The following is a 19,251-nucleotide window of genomic DNA, read 5'->3' on the forward strand; positions in this document are numbered from 1 at the left end:
GCGCTGGTGGGTTACCCTGCCAGCGCATCCATCCGCTTGGCCAGTTTCAGGTCAAGATCTGACAATCCGCCTGTGTCGTGGGTCGTCAGCGTCACTTTCACAGTTTTGTAAACATTGAACCATTCGGGATGGTGGTTCAGTTTTTCTGCGGTAATCGCGACTGATGTCATCCAGCCGAACGCTTCAATGAAATTCTTAAACTGGAACGTTTTGTCGGCAGTTGCGTCACCAACGTCCCATCCCGAAGCGGTCAATGCATCACGGCCCGCTTGATCCAAAGGTTCGCTCATTCCTGTTCCTCCACATTCGCTTTTTTGAACGGTCCGTACGATGTCAGGACCTCAATTTCTTCATCCACCGCCTTGCGCTCGGCCTCCAGATAATCGGCGACCGCGCTACGAAATCCTGCGTCTTTGAACCAATGCAGTGAATGTGTCGTCACGGGCAAATACCCGCGGGCGAGCTTGTGTTCACCTTGCGCGCCCGCCTCGACGGATGCCATGTCATGCGCCAATGCATAATCAATCGCCTGATAATAACAGATTTCAAAGTGTAGGCAGGGGTGGTTTTCCGCGCAGCCCCAATAGCGCCCATAAAGCGTGTCCCGCCCGATAAAGTTCAACGCCCCTGCAATCGGCACGCCGTCCTTCATGGCAAAGACCAGCAACATATCATCGCGCAAGGTTTCGTGGGCAATGTCGAAAAACTTGCGCGTCAGATACGGTTGGCCCCACTTTCGTGCGCCTGTGTCTTGATAAAATTCCCAAAACGCATCCCAGTGGTGCGGTTCAATCTGATCGCCCGTCAGCTGGATGATATCGCCGCCGAAATCCTGCGCGACGCGCCGTTCCTTGCGCAGCGTTTTGCGTTTGCGCGATGAAAGTGCGGCCAAAAACGCATCCCAATCCGCATACCTGTCATTGGCCCAGTGATACTGCTGGGACGTGCGGTGTAGCAGGCCCATTTCGGCCCCCGCCAACGCCTCGCCCTCGGTGCAAAATGTCGTATGAAGCGACGACAGATCATTGTCAGACGCGATCTGAACAGCGCCTTGGATAAGGGCAGACATACCCTGAACTTCGTACCCTTCGCGGGTCAAAAACCGCCGCCCCGTGGCGGGCGTAAATGGCACCGCAATCTGCAGTTTGGGGTAGTACCGCCCGCCGGATCGTTCATAGGCATGGGCGAAATTGTGGTCGAACATGTATTCGCCCTGGCTGTGGTTCTTGCCATAAAGAGGGGCCACTGCGATCAATGTCCCATCCTGACGTGCGGCCAGATAATGCGGATCCCACCCCGTACCAGCCCCGACACTGCCGCTGTCCTGCAACGCCTTCAGAAAACGGTGTGTGGTAAACGGATCAATCGGGCGTCCATCGGTGGCTTCGGGGCAGGCACAGGCATCCCACTCGGCCGGATCAAACCCGCCAAGGTTCAGGTGTGTGGTGATTTCGATTGTGCTGCCGTCCATTACAAACAAGTGGCGCGGCGCGCGGCGCAATCAAGCACGGTAACCTTCAAAGGTGATGTTATCGGCGATTTTGCGGGCGCGGGCCTCAATTTCAGGGCTGCGCACGGTCCAACATAAAATCGGCACGCCGCGGTCTTGCAGCGCAATCACATGGGGGGATGCCAGATCATCCTGCTGGTGGCTGATGAAACAGGCACCCACACGGTCAAAATCAGGGATGCGCGCCTGCGCGTATCGCACGGCTTTCGGGACCATCGGCCAGTCTTTCGCGGGGTAGGAACAGGTTGTAATTCCGCGCGGAATGTCGGGCGCGAATTGCTGGCAGGCGGCGACCGAATTAGGATTGAACGACATCAGCGCGACATCGCCTTCATACCCCTTCAAATCCTGCGCGACGGCGTTTTCCAGCGGGCCTACGTTCGGGCCAAGGGCGCCGTCTTGGTCCTTAATTTCGATCAACAACGGCACACGCCCCGCCACAACCTTTAGTACCGCTGCAAGGGTCGGGATTGTGCCACCCCCGCCAGACAGTGCGATTGCACCCAATCCTGCCGAACTGGCCTGTGCGATGGGCCCGGACACCCCGGTAAGACGCGCAAGATCGTAGTCATGAAACACCATCGGCACCCCGTCCTTTGACGGTTGAATATCGATCTCAATCCCGTAGCCCGCATCGACGGCGGCTCGCACAGCCGCAAGCGAATTTTCAGCCATCGTGTCATCATGCAAAGCACGGTGGGCCAACGGGCGGTTCAAGAATGTTTTGGGAAGCGACATCATGCGATTTCGAAAATGGCTTCGATTTCGACGGCCACGCCAAACGGCAATGACGCGGCGGATACGGCACTGCGCGCGTGACGCCCTTTGTCGCCCAGTGCTTCGACCATGAAATCTGATGCGCCGTTGATGACTTTCGGCTGATCGCCAAAATCAGCAGTAGAATTGACGAAGCCGACCAGTTTCACAACCCGCACAAGGCGATCAATATCGCCGCCGCACCCGGCCTTAAGCTGCGCCAAAAGCGAAATCGCACAGGTTCGGGCGGCGGCTGCACCGTCTTCGGCGGTCATATCCGCGCCCAGCTTTCCGGTGATAAAACCGTCTGCGTCGGCTGAAATTTGGCCTGACACAAACAACTGGTTTCCGCTCAGAACCCAGGGCACGTAATTGGCTGCGGGGGCAGGGGCGTCCGGCAGGGTAACGCCGAGTTCTGCAAGACGGGCTTCGATAGACATGGGCGGTCCTCCTGAAAAGTTACGGGCACGCTATCCGTCCCTGAAAGTCCGCGCAATGTAATCCATGAGGGGCCGCGTCAGGTAGTTAAGCGGCGTGCGATCTGCGGTGCGGATGAATGTTTCGACAGGCATGCCCGGAAGCAACGTCGCACCCTCTGGCAAACGCGTAATTTCGCCCTCGTTCAGCACGATTTCTGCGCGGTAATAGGATGCGCTTGTGGCGGTGTCGGTGAAAGCATCCGCAGAGACCAGGGCCACGGTGCCATAAAGCTCCGGTGTGGTGCGTTGATCCAACGCCGAGAACCGAATGCTGACATCCTGCCCAATCGTGAGAACATCGATGTCCGTCGGGGCCACCTGCGCTGCGATCACAAGGGGGCGATCCTGCGGGACAATAAACAGCAGCGGATCAGCGGCGCGGATGACCGCACGCGATCCAAACACCTGAAGCCCGTAAACGATCCCGCCGACAGGGGCGCGAATATCCAGGCGGTCCAATTTACGCACAAGGGTCGTGCGTTGTTCACGCAGTTCCAATTCGTTGAACTGAAGGTCGCGCAGGCGTGTAATCGCCTCTTCTCTGCGGGTGTCTTCCAGCCCGAGAATCTCGATCTCGATCTCGATGATGCGTTCGCCGGCACCGCCAACCGATGCCGTCAATTCGCCCACCTGACCGCGTAAACGAGCCTGTTCGCGTTGTAAATTCAGCACAACGGACGCTTGCGCCAAACCGCGATCCAGGAGCGCCTGTTGATTGGTCAGCTCTTCGTCGATCAGGCCCATTTGCGTTTCCAACGCGTCCTGTTGGGCCGTTATACCGCGCACTTGTGACGCGATCTGGTTCTTGCGGTTCATCAACTGTTCAATGCGCCGCGCTTCGGAATCCAGCCGCGCTGAAAATAGGTTGATCTGACCGTTTTTCAGCCCTTCCACAGTGTCTGGGTTGGCTTCGTCCAGCAGCGGATCAAATGTCAGGGTATCGGCATTGTCACGCTCTGCCTCAAATCGGGCGCGCCGCGCGAGGACTTCGAACAACTGACCTTCGATAACGGAAAGACTGGCCCGTAGATCTTGTGCGTCAAGGCGCACCAGAACGTCGCCGGACGCCACAACGTCCCCCTCATCCACGAAAATTTCCGTGACGATACCGCCATCCAAATGCTGTACAACTTGGCGATTTTGATCAACTTCGATCAAGCCGCTGGCAATGACGGCACCTGTGATCTGCGCCGTTACGGCCCAACCACCAAAACCGCCCACCAGAACCACCAGCGCCAGAATACCAAGCGTCAAAGGACGCCGTGCGGACCATTCCGTTTTCATGTCACGCCCCCGCCCTGGCCTTTGCCACGATCAATTTGTGCCCTGTTCGCAAGAATTTGCGCCTTAACTTCGTCCGTCGGGCCAAAGGCTTTGATGACGCCACCATCAACATACATCAGCTTATCGCACTGCTCGATTGCGGCGGGGCGGTGGGCCATGACAAAAACGCAGCGGCCTTCTTGGCGCATCATGCGGATCGCGTTGTTCACGGCGATAGACCCTTCATTGTCGAGGTTCGAATTAGGTTCATCCAACACCAGATACACAGGGTCACCATACATCGCACGGGCCAGCCCAACGCGCTGCACCTGACCACCGGACAAACGCCCGCCACTTGGATCAAGGATGGTATCATATCCGTCGGGCAGCTTCAAAATCATCTCGTGGGCGGCGGCCCGTTTGGCAGCCTTGATGACAGCCGCATCATCAGGATCGGAAGACATCCGCGCAATATTGTCACGGATTGTACCCGCCAGAAGGGTCACCGTTTGGGGCAAATACCCGATGTAGCTGCCCAGAATATCGGGGTCATATTGATCCAGCGCCGCCCCATCGAGCCGTATGGTGCCGCCCGCAGGTGCCCAAAGCCCGGACAGCGCGCGCGCGAGGGTAGATTTACCTGCGCCAGATGGCCCAATTACCCCCACAGCCTCACCCGGGTTTACCGTAAATGATATCATGCGCAGCGATGCCTTTGTTTCACCGGGGGGCAAAACCGTCACCTGATCGGCGACAAGCAGGGCCTTTGGTCGTGGCAATTCTGTGCGCGCCTTTGTTGGGGGCACAGCGCCTAACAGACGCGCAAGGTTTATCCAGCCTGTGTGGCCACGATGCAGAACGGGCCATTGCCCGACAAGCATTTCAATCGGGGCAAGGGCGCGCCCCAGCAAGATAGACCCCGCAATCATTGCGCCCGGTGTCAGCTCTCCCTCAAGAACGAGGTAGGCACCCACGCCAAGCATCGCCGATTGCAAGAACAGACGAAAAGATTTCGACACACTGCCAAAACCGCCCCCCAGATCGCCGGCTTTAATGCCCGCGCGCAACGATTTGTTGCGCAGGTCAATCCAACGCTGAAACGCTGCTTTGCGCATGCCAAGCGCTTGAATGGTATCCGCCCCAGTGCGCAGTTGTTCGCCCATGTTTTCGGCGCGGTGCGTTGCTTCGTTGGCGTCTTGCAGGGGGCGTTTGCTGGTCAACTGGTTTATGATCGCAACCATGATCAAAAGCAGCCCGCCCGTAATGGCAAGGTAGCCCAAGTAGGGGTGAAACACGAAAATGCCGAGCATGAAAATAAGCGTCCAAGGCAAATCGAACAACGCCATGGCCACGGGGGACGTAATTGCACGTTGCAAGGATTGCAGATCGCGTTGGCCTGTCGCGGCCTCGGCGGTGGCGCGGCCCTTTGCGCGCGCGGTCATGGCGGCATTGAACACCCTCTCGTCCAGATCCGTCTGCAACTGCGCGCCGATCCGCCCCATAATCCGGCCGCGGGCGTAATCCAGAATACCCATCATCAGGTACATAAACCCAACGAGAACCGACAACGCGACCAAGGTTTCAAACGACCGTGACCCAAGAACGCGATCATACACATTGAGCATGTAAAGCGGCCCGGTCAGCATCAGCGCATTGACGAAACTGCTGAAAATCGCGACGAACCAATACAATCCGCGCGACCGCTTGCGAATATCGACAAGTTCGGCGCGGCCCTCACGGATCTCGGCGCGGGTCGGTTCTTTCAGCATCATGGGCGCTTTTTCGCCTTCCTTGGTGTTTTGCCTGCGGTTATGCGGACTTAGTGTTAAAACTTTGTCGCATATGCATCACGCCCGGCCACATTGTCATTACTGCCTCTGGCTATCCGAAACCAAAGTATTACTTCCCTCCTATTAACAACCTCTGTTCGGAATTCGCCATTGTCACGCTCTTTGCCTATCCACTTTCGCGCCATCTGCGTCCTATCCGCCATAGCGGTTCTTTCGGCCTGCACGGCCCCGACGCCGGGCGCCCAGTTCAACGATCCGTACGAAGATACAAACCGCAGTGTTCACGCCTTCAACAAAGGCTTGGATCGCAACGTGTTGCGCCCCGCAGGTCAGGTTGCATCCGTCGTGCCGGAAGAATTCACAACGCCGGTCGCGAATTTTGCAGATAACATCGCCTTACCGGGCATGGTAGCCAACGGATTGCTGCAGGCGGATATCGGCGGGGCCGTGACAAATACCATGCGGTTTATCATCAATTCCACAGTTGGAATTGGCGGCCTGTTTGACCCGGCCGGCGGTATCGGCATCGACGAAGACTCCACCGATTTCGGTGAAACCCTCTCTGTGTGGGGCGCGCCTGAGGGTGCCTATGTTGAATTGCCGGTGTTTGGTCCATCCACGGAACGCGATGCCGTGGGAACGTTTGTTGACCTGATTTTCGATCCGCTCCAAAGCGTTGGCACAGCGACCCAAGTGAAATACAGCACAGGGTCACGCATCGCGAGCCTCGCGATTTCACGCGGCACATTCATGGATACATTCGACAGCGTGCTCTATGACAGTGCCGACAGCTACGCACAGGCCCGTCTTGTGTACTTGCAGAATCGGCGCTTTGAATTGGGCGAGGCCCCACCCGCGGCCTCCGAAATCGACCCGTTCGCAAGTGATCTGAGTATTGAAGGATTTTAATGATGCCGAACCTTAGTTTTTCCCGCCGCAATGTGTTGGCAATCGGCGGCGCAAGCCTTCTGGCAACCGCGCCGCTTCCTGGCTTTGCGCTGACCGGAAGCGAAGCGGAGCGTTTGGTGAATTCTGCCGTGACCGACATCAACAGCGTGATTTCCTCGGGTGCGTCCGTCAATTCGATGGTCAACAGCTTCAAGGGGATTTTTGATCGCTACGCCGATACCAGCTATCTGGCGGCTTATGCGTTGGGCAATGATGGGCGTTCTGCGTCTAACGCCCAGAAAAGCGCATTTTCCAATGCGTTCGGCATCTACCTCGCCAACAAATATGGTCGCCGCTTTAATGAATTCGCGGGCGGCCAAATTCAGGTGCAGGGCGCGCAGCCCGTGAACAACTACATGGAAGTCCAGACGCTTGCCGTGTTGCCGGGCCAATCGCCGTTCCGCGTTGATTTCCACGTGTCTGACCGCCCGGGTCGCCCCGTGTTCTTCAATCTGATCATTGAAGGCATCAATATGCTGCTGTCCGAGCGCGCTGAAATCGGTGCGATGCTGGATGCGCGCGGCGGTGACATCGATGCACTGATCCGCGACCTAAGCTGATGCGCCTCGCAACCGCTCTTATCCTCGCGCCGGTCCTTGCGACGGCCACGCCCTATGATGGCACATACCGCCAAAACGCCAATGCCGAATGCGCGCTGGTCGGGGTAGATGGTGGCGCGTTGAAAATCGAAGACGGCATCTTTTATGGTGTCGAAATGGAATGCCGCATGACGCGCCCTGTTCAGGTCGTGGACATGGATGCAACCTTGTACACGATGAACTGTTCTGGCGATGGTCAGATTTGGACAGAACGCGCGATGGTCATGAATGACGCCCAAGATGATGGCGGGATCATCATGTTGTGGGACGGCTACGCCTTTCGCTATTCGCGCTGCGAAGCCGAATAATCACCCACCATTGTTCTGCAATTCCCGCAACAGATCGTTGATGATGTTGTCTGCTTCTTGCGGTGTGAAACCCAATCCGTCGCCGCCTTCGCCGGGTTGTGCCAAAGGCGTTTGCGCCTGTGCGGGCACTTGCATGGGTAGTGATGTCGGGGTCAGCCCGCCCAGAACGCGGACCATCGTTTCGTGCCAGATGTCGGCTGGCAGGCCAGACCCGGTCACGCCTGTCAGCGGCGTGTTATTGTCATACCCCATCCAGACACCGGCCACATAGTCACCTGAAAATCCGATAAACCATGCATCGCGCGCGCCTTGGGTCGTGCCGGTCTTGCCTGCGATTTCCCAACCGTCAATCGCGGCGCGTCGCCCTGATCCGCCTTCAACAACCTGATACATCATCCACGTCAGCTGACGTGCCGCATCTTCCTGGATCACCCGTTCACGGATGCCACCCGTCGCGGTCAACAGCGGTTCTGCGTCGCCAATCAGGCGCAATTCAACGAGGCCATAGGGTTTAACAGCCGACCCACCATTCAGGATACCCGCATAGGCACCGGTCATTTCAACCAACGTGCTTTCGGACGCACCAAGGGCCAGCGCCGGACCTTGCGCAAGGTCGCTTACAATCCCGAAATTTTCAGCAACCGTGCGCACGTTTTCACGGCCCACAAGTTCAGACAACGCGACAGCCGGAATATTGAGGGACCGTTGCAATGCCTCAACCATCGTGACTTCGCCCTGAAAGTCGTTGGTATAATTGCGTGGGCACCATTCCCCGGATCCCGGCGTTGTCCAGCACGTTGGCGCATCCAACAAGATATCAAACGGCGACATCCCAAGGTCGAGAGCCGTGCCATAGACGAACGGCTTGAACGCCGATCCGGTCTGGCGCAACGCTTGCGTGGCACGGTTAAAGGCACCGGAAACGGTCAAATCGCGCCCGCCAACCATGGCCCGCACTGCACCGTCTGCGGACATCACGACGATTGCGGCCTGGGCCTCTGATCCTTCACGCACCCGTTCTTCGAAGATAAATGTCAGCGCCTCTTCTGCGGCTGTCTGGATACGTGGATCAAGCGTGGTGGCGATAATCACGTCCTCAGTCGTGCCGTCGGTGAAAAAGTTCGGCCCGCTGTCCATAACCCAATCGGCAAAATACCCGCCCGCCCGCGCGCGCGCCGCTTCGGAAAGGGTGGCAGGGTTGGCTTGTGCATTGGCGGCCTCTGCCTCGCTCAGATAGCCGTTCTCTTGCATTAGGCGTATAACTGTCGCGCCGCGATCCTGCGACACCTGCAAATTGCGCGTTGGTGCAAAGCTCGACGGGGCCTTAAGAAGTCCGGCAAGCATCGCCGCCTGTGGCACGTTCACCTGTGCAGCCGATACACCGAAATAGCGTTGCGATGCGGCTTCGAACCCGCGTGATCCCGCACCCAGATAGGCACGGTTCAAATAAATCGTAAGGATTTCCGACTTGGTATAACGGGCTTCCATCGCGAAGGCATAGACCGCCTCTTGCACTTTGCGCCAAAGGGTCGTGCGGCGGCAGTCAGCCTCATAGGCAGCCTCGTCTTCCCACGTATCGGGATCAAACGGACGACCAAAGCACAAAAGCTTCGCGGTCTGCTGCGTGATCGATGACCCGCCCGCACCCGACAGCGGATTTCCGCCATTGCGGAAATTGCGCACCATCGCGGCGGCTGTCGCGTAAAAATCGACGCCAAAATGCCAATAGAACCGTTTGTCTTCTGTCGCGACGACCGCATCGTGAAGGTTTTCACTGACCGCATCGGCAGAAATCATCCCGCCAAACTGGTCACCACGCCATGCAAATGTGTCGCCGTAGGCGTCCTGTAACGTCACCGAACCACGCGTGCGCCCATCAACAAGTTCGTCAATCTGCGGCAAGGTTGCAGCATAGAAAAACACACCCACCGCAATCAACAACGTCACGACAACCGCACCGCGCCAGAAAATACGCCAGAACAGAATCAGCAGCCATTTGAAGGGCCAAATGATCGTGCCAAGCAAACCACGCCGCTTCGGGGCGGCCTTCTTGCGGCGCGTGGGCTTTGTCGATTTACGTTTTGCGGGCGCAGCTTTGGTGCGCTTTTCGGCCACCAATGGTGGCTTTGGTCCTCGTCTACCGGTCATATCTGCTCAACTTCACTCTGCGCGCCATTTTGGCGTTCGTTCGGTACACAGTATCGCCCCCGATTCCAAAAGTCAGGGACGTTGTCCCACCCATGAGCATTTTTCTGCCTGCCTAAAAATTAATCTCTGTGCTGAAATTGTGCAATTTTTGGGCGAAATGCCGCATGTGCATAAGAATGCCGCACCCCCTTATCTTGAGGTAAGTCAGCGATCGCGACCTTTTAAGGCCAGCCGGGCCGTGGGGTCTGCCGTTCGAAAACCGAAAGGGATACGCGTGAAACTTATTATTGCAACAATCAAACCGTTCAAGTTGGAGGAGGTCCGCGAGGCCCTCACCTCCATCGGAGTGCGCGGCATGATGGTGACTGAAATCAAGGGCTTCGGGTCCCAATCAGGTCACACAGAGATCTATCGCGGTGCCGAATACGCCGTGAACTTCGTGCCGAAAGTGAAACTAGAGATCGTGGTGAACGCCGCCATGGCCGACGAAGTTGTCGCCACAATCGCCTCCACCGCCAAGACCGATAAAATCGGCGACGGCAAAATTTTCGTTCTCGATGTGGAAAGCGCCCTGCGTGTCCGCACCGGTGAAACCAACGACGACGCGATTTAAGCGCGCAAGAGGGGAAAACAGATGAAATTTATGAAAACACTCTCGGTTGCAGGCGCGCTTACAGCGCTTCCGACCTTGGCGCTGGCGCAAGACGCCGCACCGACGTTCGATGAAATCGGACCTTATCTTATGACCACGCTGCTGTTCCTTGTGGGCGGCTTCCTGGTGTTCTGGATGGCGGCAGGTTTCGCCATGCTCGAGGCCGGTCTCGTGCGATCCAAAAACGTAGCAATGCAGCTGACAAAGAACATCGCATTGTTCTCAATCGCGGGCATCATGTACTGGCTGGTTGGTTTCAACCTGATGTACCCGGGCGACTTTAACGGCTTCTTCGCCTTCAATTTCGTGCCAACTGTGCTTGAACCTGTCGGCTTGTCCGCAGCGGACGCCGCACTGGATTACGCATCTGTCGCGTCCGACTTCTTCTTTCAGTTGATGTTTGTAGCCGCAACAGCGTCCATCGTATCGGGTGCTTTGGCTGAACGCATCAAACTGTGGCCCTTCCTGATCTTCGTGGTCGTTCTGACTGGTATTCTGTACCCGATCACTGGGTCCTGGCAGTGGGGTGGCGGCTGGTTGTCCGAGCTCGGCTTCTCTGACTTCGCGGGTTCCACAGTTGTGCACTCTGTCGGTGGCTGGGCTGCTTTGGCTGGTGCGATCGTCCTTGGCCCACGTTTGGGTAAATACAAAGACGGCCGCACAAACCCGATGCCGGGTTCCAACCTTGCGCTTGCGACTTTGGGTACATTCATCCTGTGGCTGGGTTGGTTCGGCTTTAACGGTGGTTCGCAGTTGGCTGCTGGCACCGTAGGCGACATCACAGACGTGGGCCGCATCTTTGCCAACACAAACATGGCCGCGTCTGCCGGTGCTGTCGCCGCGCTGATCCTGACGCAGGTTGTGTACGGCAAGGTCGACCTTACCATGGTTCTGAACGGCGCGCTTGCCGGTCTGGTGTCCATCACAGCTGAGCCGCTTGCGCCTTCCCTGTTCGGATCGCTTCTGATCGGTGGTGTTGGTGGTGTGATCGTGGTCTTCACGGTTCCAATGCTGGACAAGTTCAAGATCGACGATGTTGTTGGTGCCATTCCGGTCCACTTGATCGCAGGTATCTGGGGCACAATCGCTGTTGTCTTCTCTGGCAGCGCGACACTGACAGCCCAGCTGACAGGTATCGTGGCTTACGGTGTGTTTACCTTCGTTGCTTCCCTGATCCTGTGGCTCATCCTCAAGGCCGTCATGGGCATCCGCGTCTCCGAAGAGGCAGAGATCAACGGCCTCGACAAAGAAGAACTGGGCATGGAAGCCTACCCAGACTTCACAAAGGGCTAAATTTGCCCTCCCGAATTGAAAAGGCCCCGCTGGTGACAGCGGGGCCTTTTTACGTTTGCGGCGCAGGGATGCCTACTTGCTTTGCATCTTCTCGATCATGTTCAACACCATACGGCGCGGCAAAAACGGGATGATCCACTGTGTCAGAATGCCAAGTTGGGTTTCGTTGACCGTCACCAGCTTGCCTGCCACCATCGCGTCGTAGCCATGTTTGGCGACGCTTTGCGGGGTCTTGCCGGACTTCACCAAATCCGTACCGCCAAGATCTGCGCGCTCTGCAAAATCTGTTTCAACATAGCCCGGTGCAAGAACGGTGGATGTCACGCCGTGGTCGCGCAATTCATGATCCAGCGCTTGGCTGAACGATTGCACAAACGCCTTTGTCGCGAAATACACCGCCTGCAAAGGGCCCGGCATCATCCCAGCGGTTGACCCGACTTGTAGAATTTTGCCGCCGCCCTTAGCCGCCATTCTGCCGCCAAATGCATGGGACAGCGTCACCAACGCCTTTACGTTCAGATCAATCATCGCCTGTTCATCGCCAAGGTCACGATCGATATGGCGCCCATGCCCACCAAACCCTGCGTTGTTGATCAAGATGTCGACATCCAGCCCCAGCGCGTCAACGGCCGCAACCAACGCATCCGCCCCGCCGTCCACCCCAAGGTCTTGGGCAATCGTGTGGACGGTGATCTCGTGCGCGGCCTCAAGTTCGGCCTTCAGTGCGTCCAGTTTATCAAGGCGGCGCGCCACAAGGATCAGATCGCCCTTTTGGGAGGCATGATAACGCGCAAATTCGGCACCAATGCCTGCGGATGCGCCGGTAATAAGGGCTGTGTTGGGCATGAAATAGTCCTTCGTTGATAAGAAAATGGCGTGACCAGTCACCTGGTCACGCCGTTCGAAATTACATTGTCGTCGCGGTTAGATCCCCGCGTCAATGATCGCCTTGGCCAGCACCGGAATGGTGTCTTCGTTCAGACCCGCGATGTTCATGCGGCTGTCGCCTGCCATATAAATCCCGTAATCCGCGCGCAGCTTTTCGACGTTCTCGGGTGATGTGCCCAGACGTGAAAACATCCCACGGTGTTCGGCCAGAAAATCAAACCGGTCTGAATTGGACAGGCGGCGCAGTTCAGACGCCAGCTGTTTGCGCAGCCCCAACATGCCGATACGGATTTCTTCAAGCTCGGCTTCCCAATCGGCGCGCAATTCGGGGTCCGTCAGGATCATGGTCACAACCCGCGCACCGTGATCGGGCGGAAAGCTGTAGTTCTGGCGGTTCAGGTAGTTGAGGTTTTGCTGCGCGATATCGCGTTCCGCCTCGTCCTTGGCGACGGCCATCAGGATGCCAGTACGTTCTCGGTAGACGCCAAAGTTTTTGGAACAACTCGCCGCGATCAATACGTTGTCAAACGCCGACGCAATTGCACGTGTCGCGGCGCCGTCCGCGTCAAGGCCATCCCCGAAACCTTGGTATGCGATGTCGACAAACGGCATCCCGCCTTGCGCTTTGATCACTTCAATCGCTTGCGCCATCTGGTCTGCCGTCAGGTTCGCGCCCGTTGGATTGTGGCAGCAACCGTGCAGCAAAACCGCATCGCCAGCTTTGATATTCTTTAGATCAGCCAACATGCCATCAAAGTTCACGCCGCGCGTGGCCTCATCGAAATAGCGGTATTTTCCCATCGGCATATGCAGGTATTTGATGATGGATTCGTGGTTCGGCCATGTGGGGTCAGACACCCAAACTGTCGCGTCTGGCGCTGCCAATTTGATCAGCTCAAGCCCCTGACGGATCGCGCCAGTGCCGCCCGGTGTGGCTGCTGCCGCAACACGTTCGCGCGCAACCGCACCATTCAAAACCAGATCAACCATTGCATCGCCAAACGCCGGATCACCCGCAAGATTGACGTAAGACTTGGTTGTTTGTTCACCGACCAAACGCCGTTCGGCCGCCTTCACCGAACGCATAACGGGCGTGTGGCCGGATGCGTCTTTGTACACACCTACGCCAAGGTCGACTTTCGTGTCGCGCGGGTCGGCCTTGAATGCCCCCATCAGGGCAAGGATTTTATCTTTGGGTTGGGCGTTTAGCTGCGCAAACATCAGGTGTCTCCAGTTGCGATTGGTAGGTCATGGAAGGTGCCCCATTCGGACCAGCTTCCGTCGTAAACTGCGTGATCGGTTTTCCCCAGTCGTTCCATCGCAAGCGCAAGGATGCAGGCGGTCACACCGGACCCGCAGGACAGAATGGCAGGCTTTGCCAGATCAACACCGGCCTTGCGGAAAATCTCGCTCATGACGTCGGGTGATTTCATGGTGCCATCGGGGTTCAAAAGGTCGCGGTAAAACACGTTGCGCGCGTTCGGGATATGGCCGGATCGCATGCCTTCGCGGGGTTCCGGCGCGGTGCCTGCAAAACGGTCCGGCGCGCGGGCATCGACAATCACATAATCGCCAAGCTTTGACGCGGACGCGACCTGCGTGACGTCCTTCACCATCTGATTCTGGCGCGTCACTGTCATATGGCGGTCGCGCACCATCGGGGCCATGTCTTCGACGGCGCGGCCCTCTGCCTGCCATTTGGGAAAACCGCCATCCAGAACGGCAATGTCGGTTTTGCCCATCAGGCGGAACATCCACCAAACACGCGCTGCACTGAATATTCCGGCCCCGTCATATACAACAATCTGGTGGCCATCGCCGACACCCATCTTGCGCATCCGCGACATGAATTTTTCCACAGTCGGCACCATATGCGGCAGCTCTGATCGTTGGTCGCTGATCTCGTCGATGTCGAAATATCGCGCACCTGGAATGTGGGCGGCTTTGTATTCTGCACGGGCGTCGCGCGCCGCGTCTGGCAAATACCACGACGCATCAATCACCCGCAGGTCGGGGTCTTTGATGTGATCAGCCAGCCATTGCGTCGAAACAAGTGTTTTGGGGTCATCAAGTGCCATGTCAAACCTGCGCGTTAGGATCACTTTGTCCCTAAACCTGCCCCTGTGTTTACGCAAGGTTTGCTACAAAAAAGGAGCGCCACAGCAACGCCGGACGCTCCTTCAAATCATTTCAGGCCGATTTAGCCCTTGGACATCATGTTCTTGATGATGCCACCGATACCGCCAAGTGCCGCACCACCAGCGCCACCGCCGATAACGCCGGAAATCAGCGTGCCGATGTCAAAGTTGGATACAGCCGCTGCCGCATCGGCACCGCTTGCCGTATCAACGCCGATTGAGCCAAGGATAGATCCCGCACCCAAACCGCCAACGGCACCAAGAATTGTGTTCAACGTGCCGCCGCCGTTCAGCGCGCCAGCAACTTTGCCGATGATGTTACCACCCGCCGCACCAGACAGTGCAGGGATCAGCAATCCAAGAATCATTTCCATAGTCGTATTCCTTATATTCACGGTGCGCATATTCAAAACCGCACACCTCAGCCCACCAAGGGTTGTACCGTGCGCAGATTAACAGAAGTTAATATTCGATCAACAGTGGGAGGATCGGGGCGTTTTTCCCCTCAAGCCAGATACTTAGTCGCCGTGGCGCAGCAACCGGGCCTTGCTGCGGCCCCAATCGCGGGCGGCCTCGGTGGCGCGTTTGTCTTGTTTTTGCTTACCCTTGGCGATCGCGATTTTGATCTTCACGCGGCCTTTGTGGTTGAAATACATAACCAGCGGCACAAGAGTCATGCCGTCGCGCTGGGTCGCTTTCCACATCCGCGCAAGTTCACGTTTTGACACCAGCAACTTGCGCCGCGTGCGTTCCTCATGGGGGAACATCGCTTGTTTGTAGGGCGCAATATAGCTGTTCACCAACCATAGTTCACCGTTGTCCACGGTGGCGTAACTGTCGGCGATATTGGATTGTCCCGTGCGCAGGGATTTCACTTCGGACCCCGCCAGCACGATCCCGCACTCAACGTCGCTCTCGATTGCGAAATCGTAGCGGGCACGCCGGTTTTCGGCGATGACTTTGTAGTTTGGATCGGTCGCGGGTTTCTTTGCCATAACGCCTTGCAGATAGGGGATGGCAGGCGCGACGACAAGACGTAGGGTGATGCAAACACAGTAAGGCCCGCTATGACACGCCCCATTCTTAAAAACCAAACCGCACGGCGGATGTTTCTGGATCGCCATTTATTGCTCGGGTCGCGCAGCGGGGCGGGCAAGGGCGCTGACCTGCAATCGGTGATTGATCACCTTGGTTTCGTGCAGGTCGACAGCGTGAACACACTCGCGCGGGCCCATGATTTGATATTGTGGTCACGCCGCCAGCAATACCGCGCCCCCCATCTGCCTGCGCTGATGAAAACCCGCGGGGCGTTTGAACACTGGACCCATGATGCGTCGGTCATTTCGATGAACCACTTTGCGATGTGGCGGCACAAGTTCGCCAAAGACAAAGCGTTCATGGACAAGCGCTGGGGCGCGTGGCGGCGCGACGGGTTTCGCGAACAGCTTGATGCGGTGCTAAAACAGATCACGGATGAAGGCCGCTGCACGTCCATGGATGTCGGCAAAGACGAGGCCAAAGGATCAGGCGGTTGGTGGGATTGGCATCCGTCCAAGACCGCGCTCGAATATCTGTGGCGGTCCGGCGATTTGTCCGTCTGTCACCGCACCGGATTTCGCAAGGTCTATGATCTGACAGAACGGGTCATCCCGCCTGAACACCTGAACGCCCATGTCGCGGAACACGACATGATCGATTGGGCCTGTACTTCGGCGCTGGATCGGCTCGGGTTCGCCACATCGGGTGAGCTCGCGGCGTTTTATGACATCATCACACCCGCCCAAGCCAAGATATGGTGCACATCGGCCCTTAAATCCCAGCGCCTGACCGAGGTTGATATTGAGGCCACAGACGGCAGCCTGCGCCGGTCTTTCATGTGGCCCAACGCAATCGATACCACACCGCCGGACCCGAACGCACGTGTGCGGCTGCTGTCACCGTTTGATCCGGCCTTGCGTGACCGCAAGCGCGCGGAACGTCTGTTCGGGTTCCATTACCGCATCGAAATTTTCGTGCCCGCCCCCAAACGCACCTATGGCTACTATGTGTTTCCCGTCATGCAGGGGGACCGGATGATCGGACGCATCGACACCAAACGCGACGGTGACGCGACACTTGTCACCGCGTTCTGGCCCGAAAAAGGAGTGCGTATGGGCAAGGCCCGCATCAAAGCGCTTGAGGCTGAAATCGACCGCGTCGCGACGTTTGTTGGCAGCACATCCGTGAACTGGGCGCAGGGTTGGCTCAAAGAAAATACTTGAACAATGTTCATAAATGTGAAAATTGAACATTGTTCACTTTGATTCTGGAGGTACGCCATGACCCACGTCATCCAAACCCAAGCCCTGATTGCCGAAGGGGTCATCACCCCTGATCAGGGCGCGACCATCGCCAGTCGGTCCCGAAAAGTAATGGTATCCCTCGTGATTAATGCCGTTCTTTGCTTGGGCATCATCGCCGCCGCCATCGGTTTTGTCTTCCTGCTGGCTGATGCGCTGGCCGTGTCCATCGTTGGGGGGCTGTTTCTTGCGGCGGGGGCTTTCGTTCTTTTGCGGGCAGGGGATATCTACCGCATGTTCGGCAATGCCGCCGCCCTGATTGGCGCGGGCATGTTAACCTTTGGCGCCATGTTCGATCTTGTCGATAAACTGGGCGAACAATCGGGCGGTTTGGTCCTGATCATTATCGGCGCAATCGCCGCCGCGTTCTGTACGGTTATCTTTCAACGCAGTCCGCCGCACGCACGGTTCCTCACAGGCAGCCTTACGCTTATGGGCGCGGCGATGCACATTGCGGGCCTTTATATCTGGGGTGACGCGATTGATCTGTCGGGTGTGCCTGTGCCGATGATTCATCTGTATGTGACACTGCTTCTGATCGGCCTTGGCGTGTTGGTTGATGTGCGTCTGGTCACGGCGCTGGCCATCGTGCCCTTCGCGCAAATGCTTGAGACGGGCACGTTCTATTGGCACGCGATGTATGCGTTTTATAGCCCTGAAAGCACCCTTTCGATCCTGCAACTTGGCGTCGCAATGGCAATCTGCGTGGCTTTGGCGGGCGTGTTGACAGACCGCCACCGCCGCCACTCCCATATGTTTGGGATCATGGCGTTTATCGTTGCCAATATGTGCTTCCTCGTGGGGTCGCTTTGGGGCGATGTCGTGGGCAGCCACATCTGGGGGCCGGGCCATTCCAGCTGGCGCTACGATGGCACTTTTGAAGAATTCCGCGCTGCGAAAGACGCGTTCGAGGCATCGACCCTCGTGATTTCGGAACACGTGTATTCGATCGTGTGGGCCATCCTGCTGATCGCCGCGGCCTTCTGGGCGGCCACCACCAGCCGTCGCGGTATCTTCAATGCGGCCATGACATTTGGCGGCATCCACGCCTAAACCCAGATGTTTGAAACGTTCTATGACGAACCGCTGGCCTATGTGGTCGGTGGTTTGGCCGCAATCCCGCTGGCATGGGGGCTGTGGCGCCTCAACAACGTGTTTGAGGACCGCCACGCCATCGCATCCTGAAAACGAAAACGGGCGGGGATCATCACCCCGCCCGTTAAAATTCAAACGCCAGAAATTTAGTTCAACAACCCCGCGTGAACCATCGCCGCACGTACTTTTTCTTTGGTGCTGTCTTCCAACCCTGTCAGGGGTGAACGCACCTCATCCGAACACAGCCCCAACAGCGACATGCCGTATTTCGCGCCGACCAAACCGGGCTCGGTAAAGATCGCCTGATGCAGCGGCATCAAACGGTCCTGATATTCAAGGGCGGTTGCGAAATCGCCATCGCTCATGGCGTTCTGGAACTCTGCGCACAGTTTCGGCGCAACATTGGCCGTCACAGAAATGCATCCCATGCCGCCCATGGCGCGGTGACCAAGGGCCTGCGCATCTTCACCCGACACTTGGATGAAATCCGTACCGCAGGTGATGCGCTGTGCCAGAACGCGGCCCACATCGCCTGTGCTGTCTTTGACGCCTGCGATCATCTCGTGCTTGGCCAGCTCACCCATGGTTTCGGGCGTCATGTCCACGATGGACCGGCCGGGGATGTTGTAGATGATGATCGGCAAACCGCAGTCCGCCGCTTGGGTGTAATGTTCGATCAACCCGCGCTGGATCGGCTTGTTGTAGTACGGTGTCACAACCAACGCAGCCGTCGCACCAGCGGCTTTGGCGGCCTTCACCAATCGCACGGTTTCAGCGGTGTTGTTGGACCCGGCACCAGCCACAACAGGCAAACGCCCGGCAGATGCTTCAATAACCGTCGCGACGACCAAATCATGCTCAGAATGGCTCAGCGTGGGGGATTCGCCAGTCGTGCCAACGGGCACAAAACCGTGCGTGCCTTGATCCACATGCCACTCGACAAGTTTTTTCAACGTATCGAGATCCAGCTGGCCGTTCGTGAACGGCGTGACAAGAGCAGGGAGAGACCCTTTGATCATGATACGCATCCTTAAATTAGGGGGAC

At 57.3% G+C, this 19,251-nt stretch carries 21 protein-coding genes; 8 read left to right on the forward strand and 13 right to left on the reverse strand.

The window, feature by feature from the left end:
- Positions 1-11: 11 nt before the first annotated feature.
- The 6 genes from L0664_RS11805 to L0664_RS11830 are packed head-to-tail and all read right to left on the reverse strand — an operon-like array spanning position 12 to position 5,780.
- Positions 12-290: a 4a-hydroxytetrahydrobiopterin dehydratase gene (locus L0664_RS11805; RefSeq protein ID WP_235226050.1), complete on the reverse strand. Its 279-nt coding sequence runs from the start codon at positions 288-290 to the stop codon at positions 12-14.
- Positions 287-1,471, reverse strand: coding sequence for a GNAT family N-acetyltransferase (locus L0664_RS11810; protein WP_235226051.1), 1,185 nt, complete (start codon positions 1,469-1,471; stop codon positions 287-289). Before L0664_RS11810 ends, L0664_RS11805 begins: the two co-directional genes overlap by 4 nt.
- A gap of 30 nt (positions 1,472-1,501) precedes the next feature.
- Positions 1,502-2,248: a glycerophosphodiester phosphodiesterase family protein gene (locus L0664_RS11815; RefSeq protein WP_235226193.1), complete on the reverse strand. Its 747-nt coding sequence runs from the start codon at positions 2,246-2,248 to the stop codon at positions 1,502-1,504.
- A complete protein-coding gene (locus L0664_RS11820) occupies positions 2,248-2,706 on the reverse strand; it encodes a RidA family protein (RefSeq protein ID WP_235226052.1) in 459 nt (152 codons plus the stop codon). Before L0664_RS11820 ends, L0664_RS11815 begins: the two co-directional genes overlap by 1 nt.
- Positions 2,707-2,736: 30 nt before the next feature.
- The gene (locus L0664_RS11825; RefSeq protein WP_235226053.1) at positions 2,737-4,029 is read right to left on the reverse strand and encodes an HlyD family type I secretion periplasmic adaptor subunit; all 1,293 of its coding nucleotides are present in this window, start codon (positions 4,027-4,029) and stop codon (positions 2,737-2,739) included.
- On the reverse strand, positions 4,026-5,780 hold the full coding sequence (locus L0664_RS11830) for a type I secretion system permease/ATPase (protein ID WP_235226054.1): 1,755 nt from the start codon (positions 5,778-5,780) through the stop codon (positions 4,026-4,028). Before L0664_RS11830 ends, L0664_RS11825 begins: the two co-directional genes overlap by 4 nt.
- Positions 5,781-5,960: 180 nt before the next feature.
- Here L0664_RS11830 and L0664_RS11835 point away from each other — a divergent pair, with 180 nt between their 5' ends.
- The 3 genes from L0664_RS11835 to L0664_RS11845 are packed head-to-tail and all read left to right on the forward strand — an operon-like array spanning position 5,961 to position 7,653.
- Positions 5,961-6,707 (forward strand): MlaA family lipoprotein, encoded by a 747-nt coding sequence (locus L0664_RS11835; protein WP_235226055.1) that lies wholly within the window; start codon positions 5,961-5,963, stop codon positions 6,705-6,707.
- Positions 6,707-7,306, forward strand: a complete 600-nt coding sequence (locus L0664_RS11840; protein ID WP_235226056.1) for an MlaC/ttg2D family ABC transporter substrate-binding protein — start codon at positions 6,707-6,709, stop codon at positions 7,304-7,306. Before L0664_RS11835 ends, L0664_RS11840 begins: the two co-directional genes overlap by 1 nt.
- Complete coding sequence (locus tag L0664_RS11845; protein WP_235226057.1) at positions 7,306-7,653, forward strand: hypothetical protein; 348 nt, start codon at positions 7,306-7,308, stop codon at positions 7,651-7,653. The genes L0664_RS11840 and L0664_RS11845 overlap by 1 nt, the downstream gene beginning before the upstream one ends.
- On the opposite strand, the gene L0664_RS11850 is transcribed toward L0664_RS11845, so the two are convergent.
- Entirely contained in the window at positions 7,654-9,801 is a 2,148-nt protein-coding gene (locus tag L0664_RS11850) for a transglycosylase domain-containing protein (RefSeq protein WP_235226058.1), read from the reverse strand. It abuts the gene before it with no gap.
- Positions 9,802-10,075: 274 nt separating this feature from the next.
- On the opposite strand from L0664_RS11850, the gene L0664_RS11855 reads away from it, so the two are divergent.
- Both L0664_RS11855 and amt read left to right on the forward strand, forming a co-directional pair.
- Complete coding sequence (locus tag L0664_RS11855) at positions 10,076-10,414, forward strand: P-II family nitrogen regulator (RefSeq protein WP_235226059.1); 339 nt, start codon at positions 10,076-10,078, stop codon at positions 10,412-10,414.
- Positions 10,415-10,435: 21 nt separating this feature from the next.
- Complete coding sequence (gene amt / locus L0664_RS11860) at positions 10,436-11,746, forward strand: ammonium transporter (protein WP_235226060.1); 1,311 nt, start codon at positions 10,436-10,438, stop codon at positions 11,744-11,746.
- Positions 11,747-11,818: 72 nt separating this feature from the next.
- Here the strand turns inward: amt and L0664_RS11865 are convergent, their stop codons facing one another.
- From L0664_RS11865 to smpB, 5 genes are all read right to left on the reverse strand, one after another.
- Positions 11,819-12,592, reverse strand: a complete 774-nt coding sequence (locus L0664_RS11865; RefSeq protein WP_235226061.1) for an SDR family NAD(P)-dependent oxidoreductase — start codon at positions 12,590-12,592, stop codon at positions 11,819-11,821.
- 78 nt (positions 12,593-12,670) lie between these two features.
- Positions 12,671-13,855 (reverse strand): amino acid aminotransferase, encoded by a 1,185-nt coding sequence (locus L0664_RS11870; RefSeq protein ID WP_235226062.1) that lies wholly within the window; start codon positions 13,853-13,855, stop codon positions 12,671-12,673.
- A complete protein-coding gene (gene sseA, locus L0664_RS11875) occupies positions 13,855-14,712 on the reverse strand; it encodes a 3-mercaptopyruvate sulfurtransferase (RefSeq protein WP_235226063.1) in 858 nt (285 codons plus the stop codon). The genes L0664_RS11870 and sseA overlap by 1 nt, the downstream gene beginning before the upstream one ends.
- A gap of 122 nt (positions 14,713-14,834) precedes the next feature.
- A complete protein-coding gene (locus L0664_RS11880; RefSeq protein WP_235226195.1) occupies positions 14,835-15,146 on the reverse strand; it encodes a hypothetical protein in 312 nt (103 codons plus the stop codon).
- A gap of 144 nt (positions 15,147-15,290) precedes the next feature.
- Positions 15,291-15,767: an SsrA-binding protein SmpB gene (gene smpB / locus L0664_RS11885; protein ID WP_235226064.1), complete on the reverse strand. Its 477-nt coding sequence runs from the start codon at positions 15,765-15,767 to the stop codon at positions 15,291-15,293.
- Positions 15,768-15,839: 72 nt separating this feature from the next.
- On the opposite strand from smpB, the gene L0664_RS11890 reads away from it, so the two are divergent.
- Genes L0664_RS11890 through L0664_RS18565 form a run of 3 tightly spaced genes read left to right on the forward strand, consistent with a single transcriptional unit; the run spans position 15,840 to position 18,296 of the window.
- Positions 15,840-17,033 carry a winged helix-turn-helix domain-containing protein gene (locus L0664_RS11890; RefSeq protein ID WP_235226065.1) on the forward strand — a complete coding sequence of 398 codons (1,194 nt, stop codon included), beginning with the start codon at positions 15,840-15,842 and terminating at the stop codon, positions 17,031-17,033.
- 57 nt (positions 17,034-17,090) lie between these two features.
- On the forward strand, positions 17,091-18,164 hold the full coding sequence (locus L0664_RS11895; RefSeq protein ID WP_235226066.1) for a DUF2157 domain-containing protein: 1,074 nt from the start codon (positions 17,091-17,093) through the stop codon (positions 18,162-18,164).
- Positions 18,165-18,170: 6 nt separating this feature from the next.
- Entirely contained in the window at positions 18,171-18,296 is a 126-nt protein-coding gene (locus L0664_RS18565) for a hypothetical protein (RefSeq protein WP_268821649.1), read from the forward strand.
- Positions 18,297-18,352: 56 nt separating this feature from the next.
- Here the strand turns inward: L0664_RS18565 and dapA are convergent, their stop codons facing one another.
- Entirely contained in the window at positions 18,353-19,225 is an 873-nt protein-coding gene (gene dapA, locus L0664_RS11900) for a 4-hydroxy-tetrahydrodipicolinate synthase (RefSeq protein WP_235226067.1), read from the reverse strand.
- Positions 19,226-19,251: the final 26 nt, after the last annotated feature.

This window comes from Octadecabacter dasysiphoniae, assembly GCF_021532615.1.
Taxonomy (GTDB): Bacteria; Pseudomonadota; Alphaproteobacteria; order Rhodobacterales; family Rhodobacteraceae; genus Octadecabacter; species Octadecabacter dasysiphoniae.

What these genes read in the sequence shown, in the direction of transcription:
- L0664_RS11805 (WP_235226050.1), bottom strand. Translation starts at nt 290, where the DNA reads ATGAGCGAACCTTTGGATCAAGCGGGCCGTGATGCATTGACCGCTTCG.
- L0664_RS11810 (WP_235226051.1), bottom strand. Translation starts at nt 1,471, where the DNA reads ATGGACGGCAGCACAATCGAAATCACCACACACCTGAACCTTGGCGGG.
- L0664_RS11815 (WP_235226193.1), bottom strand. Translation starts at nt 2,248, where the DNA reads ATGTCGCTTCCCAAAACATTCTTGAACCGCCCGTTGGCCCACCGTGCT.
- L0664_RS11820 (WP_235226052.1), bottom strand. Translation starts at nt 2,706, where the DNA reads ATGTCTATCGAAGCCCGTCTTGCAGAACTCGGCGTTACCCTGCCGGAC.
- L0664_RS11825 (WP_235226053.1), bottom strand. Translation starts at nt 4,029, where the DNA reads ATGAAAACGGAATGGTCCGCACGGCGTCCTTTGACGCTTGGTATTCTG.
- L0664_RS11830 (WP_235226054.1), bottom strand. Translation starts at nt 5,780, where the DNA reads ATGATGCTGAAAGAACCGACCCGCGCCGAGATCCGTGAGGGCCGCGCC.
- L0664_RS11840 (WP_235226056.1), top strand. Translation starts at nt 6,707, where the DNA reads ATGATGCCGAACCTTAGTTTTTCCCGCCGCAATGTGTTGGCAATCGGC.
- L0664_RS11845 (WP_235226057.1), top strand. Translation starts at nt 7,306, where the DNA reads ATGCGCCTCGCAACCGCTCTTATCCTCGCGCCGGTCCTTGCGACGGCC.
- L0664_RS11850 (WP_235226058.1), bottom strand. Translation starts at nt 9,801, where the DNA reads ATGACCGGTAGACGAGGACCAAAGCCACCATTGGTGGCCGAAAAGCGC.
- amt (WP_235226060.1), top strand. Translation starts at nt 10,436, where the DNA reads ATGAAATTTATGAAAACACTCTCGGTTGCAGGCGCGCTTACAGCGCTT.
- L0664_RS11865 (WP_235226061.1), bottom strand. Translation starts at nt 12,592, where the DNA reads ATGCCCAACACAGCCCTTATTACCGGCGCATCCGCAGGCATTGGTGCC.
- L0664_RS11870 (WP_235226062.1), bottom strand. Translation starts at nt 13,855, where the DNA reads ATGTTTGCGCAGCTAAACGCCCAACCCAAAGATAAAATCCTTGCCCTG.
- sseA (WP_235226063.1), bottom strand. Translation starts at nt 14,712, where the DNA reads ATGGCACTTGATGACCCCAAAACACTTGTTTCGACGCAATGGCTGGCT.
- L0664_RS11880 (WP_235226195.1), bottom strand. Translation starts at nt 15,146, where the DNA reads ATGGAAATGATTCTTGGATTGCTGATCCCTGCACTGTCTGGTGCGGCG.
- smpB (WP_235226064.1), bottom strand. Translation starts at nt 15,767, where the DNA reads ATGGCAAAGAAACCCGCGACCGATCCAAACTACAAAGTCATCGCCGAA.
- L0664_RS11890 (WP_235226065.1), top strand. Translation starts at nt 15,840, where the DNA reads ATGACACGCCCCATTCTTAAAAACCAAACCGCACGGCGGATGTTTCTG.
- L0664_RS11895 (WP_235226066.1), top strand. Translation starts at nt 17,091, where the DNA reads ATGACCCACGTCATCCAAACCCAAGCCCTGATTGCCGAAGGGGTCATC.
- L0664_RS18565 (WP_268821649.1), top strand. Translation starts at nt 18,171, where the DNA reads ATGTTTGAAACGTTCTATGACGAACCGCTGGCCTATGTGGTCGGTGGT.
- dapA (WP_235226067.1), bottom strand. Translation starts at nt 19,225, where the DNA reads ATGATCAAAGGGTCTCTCCCTGCTCTTGTCACGCCGTTCACGAACGGC.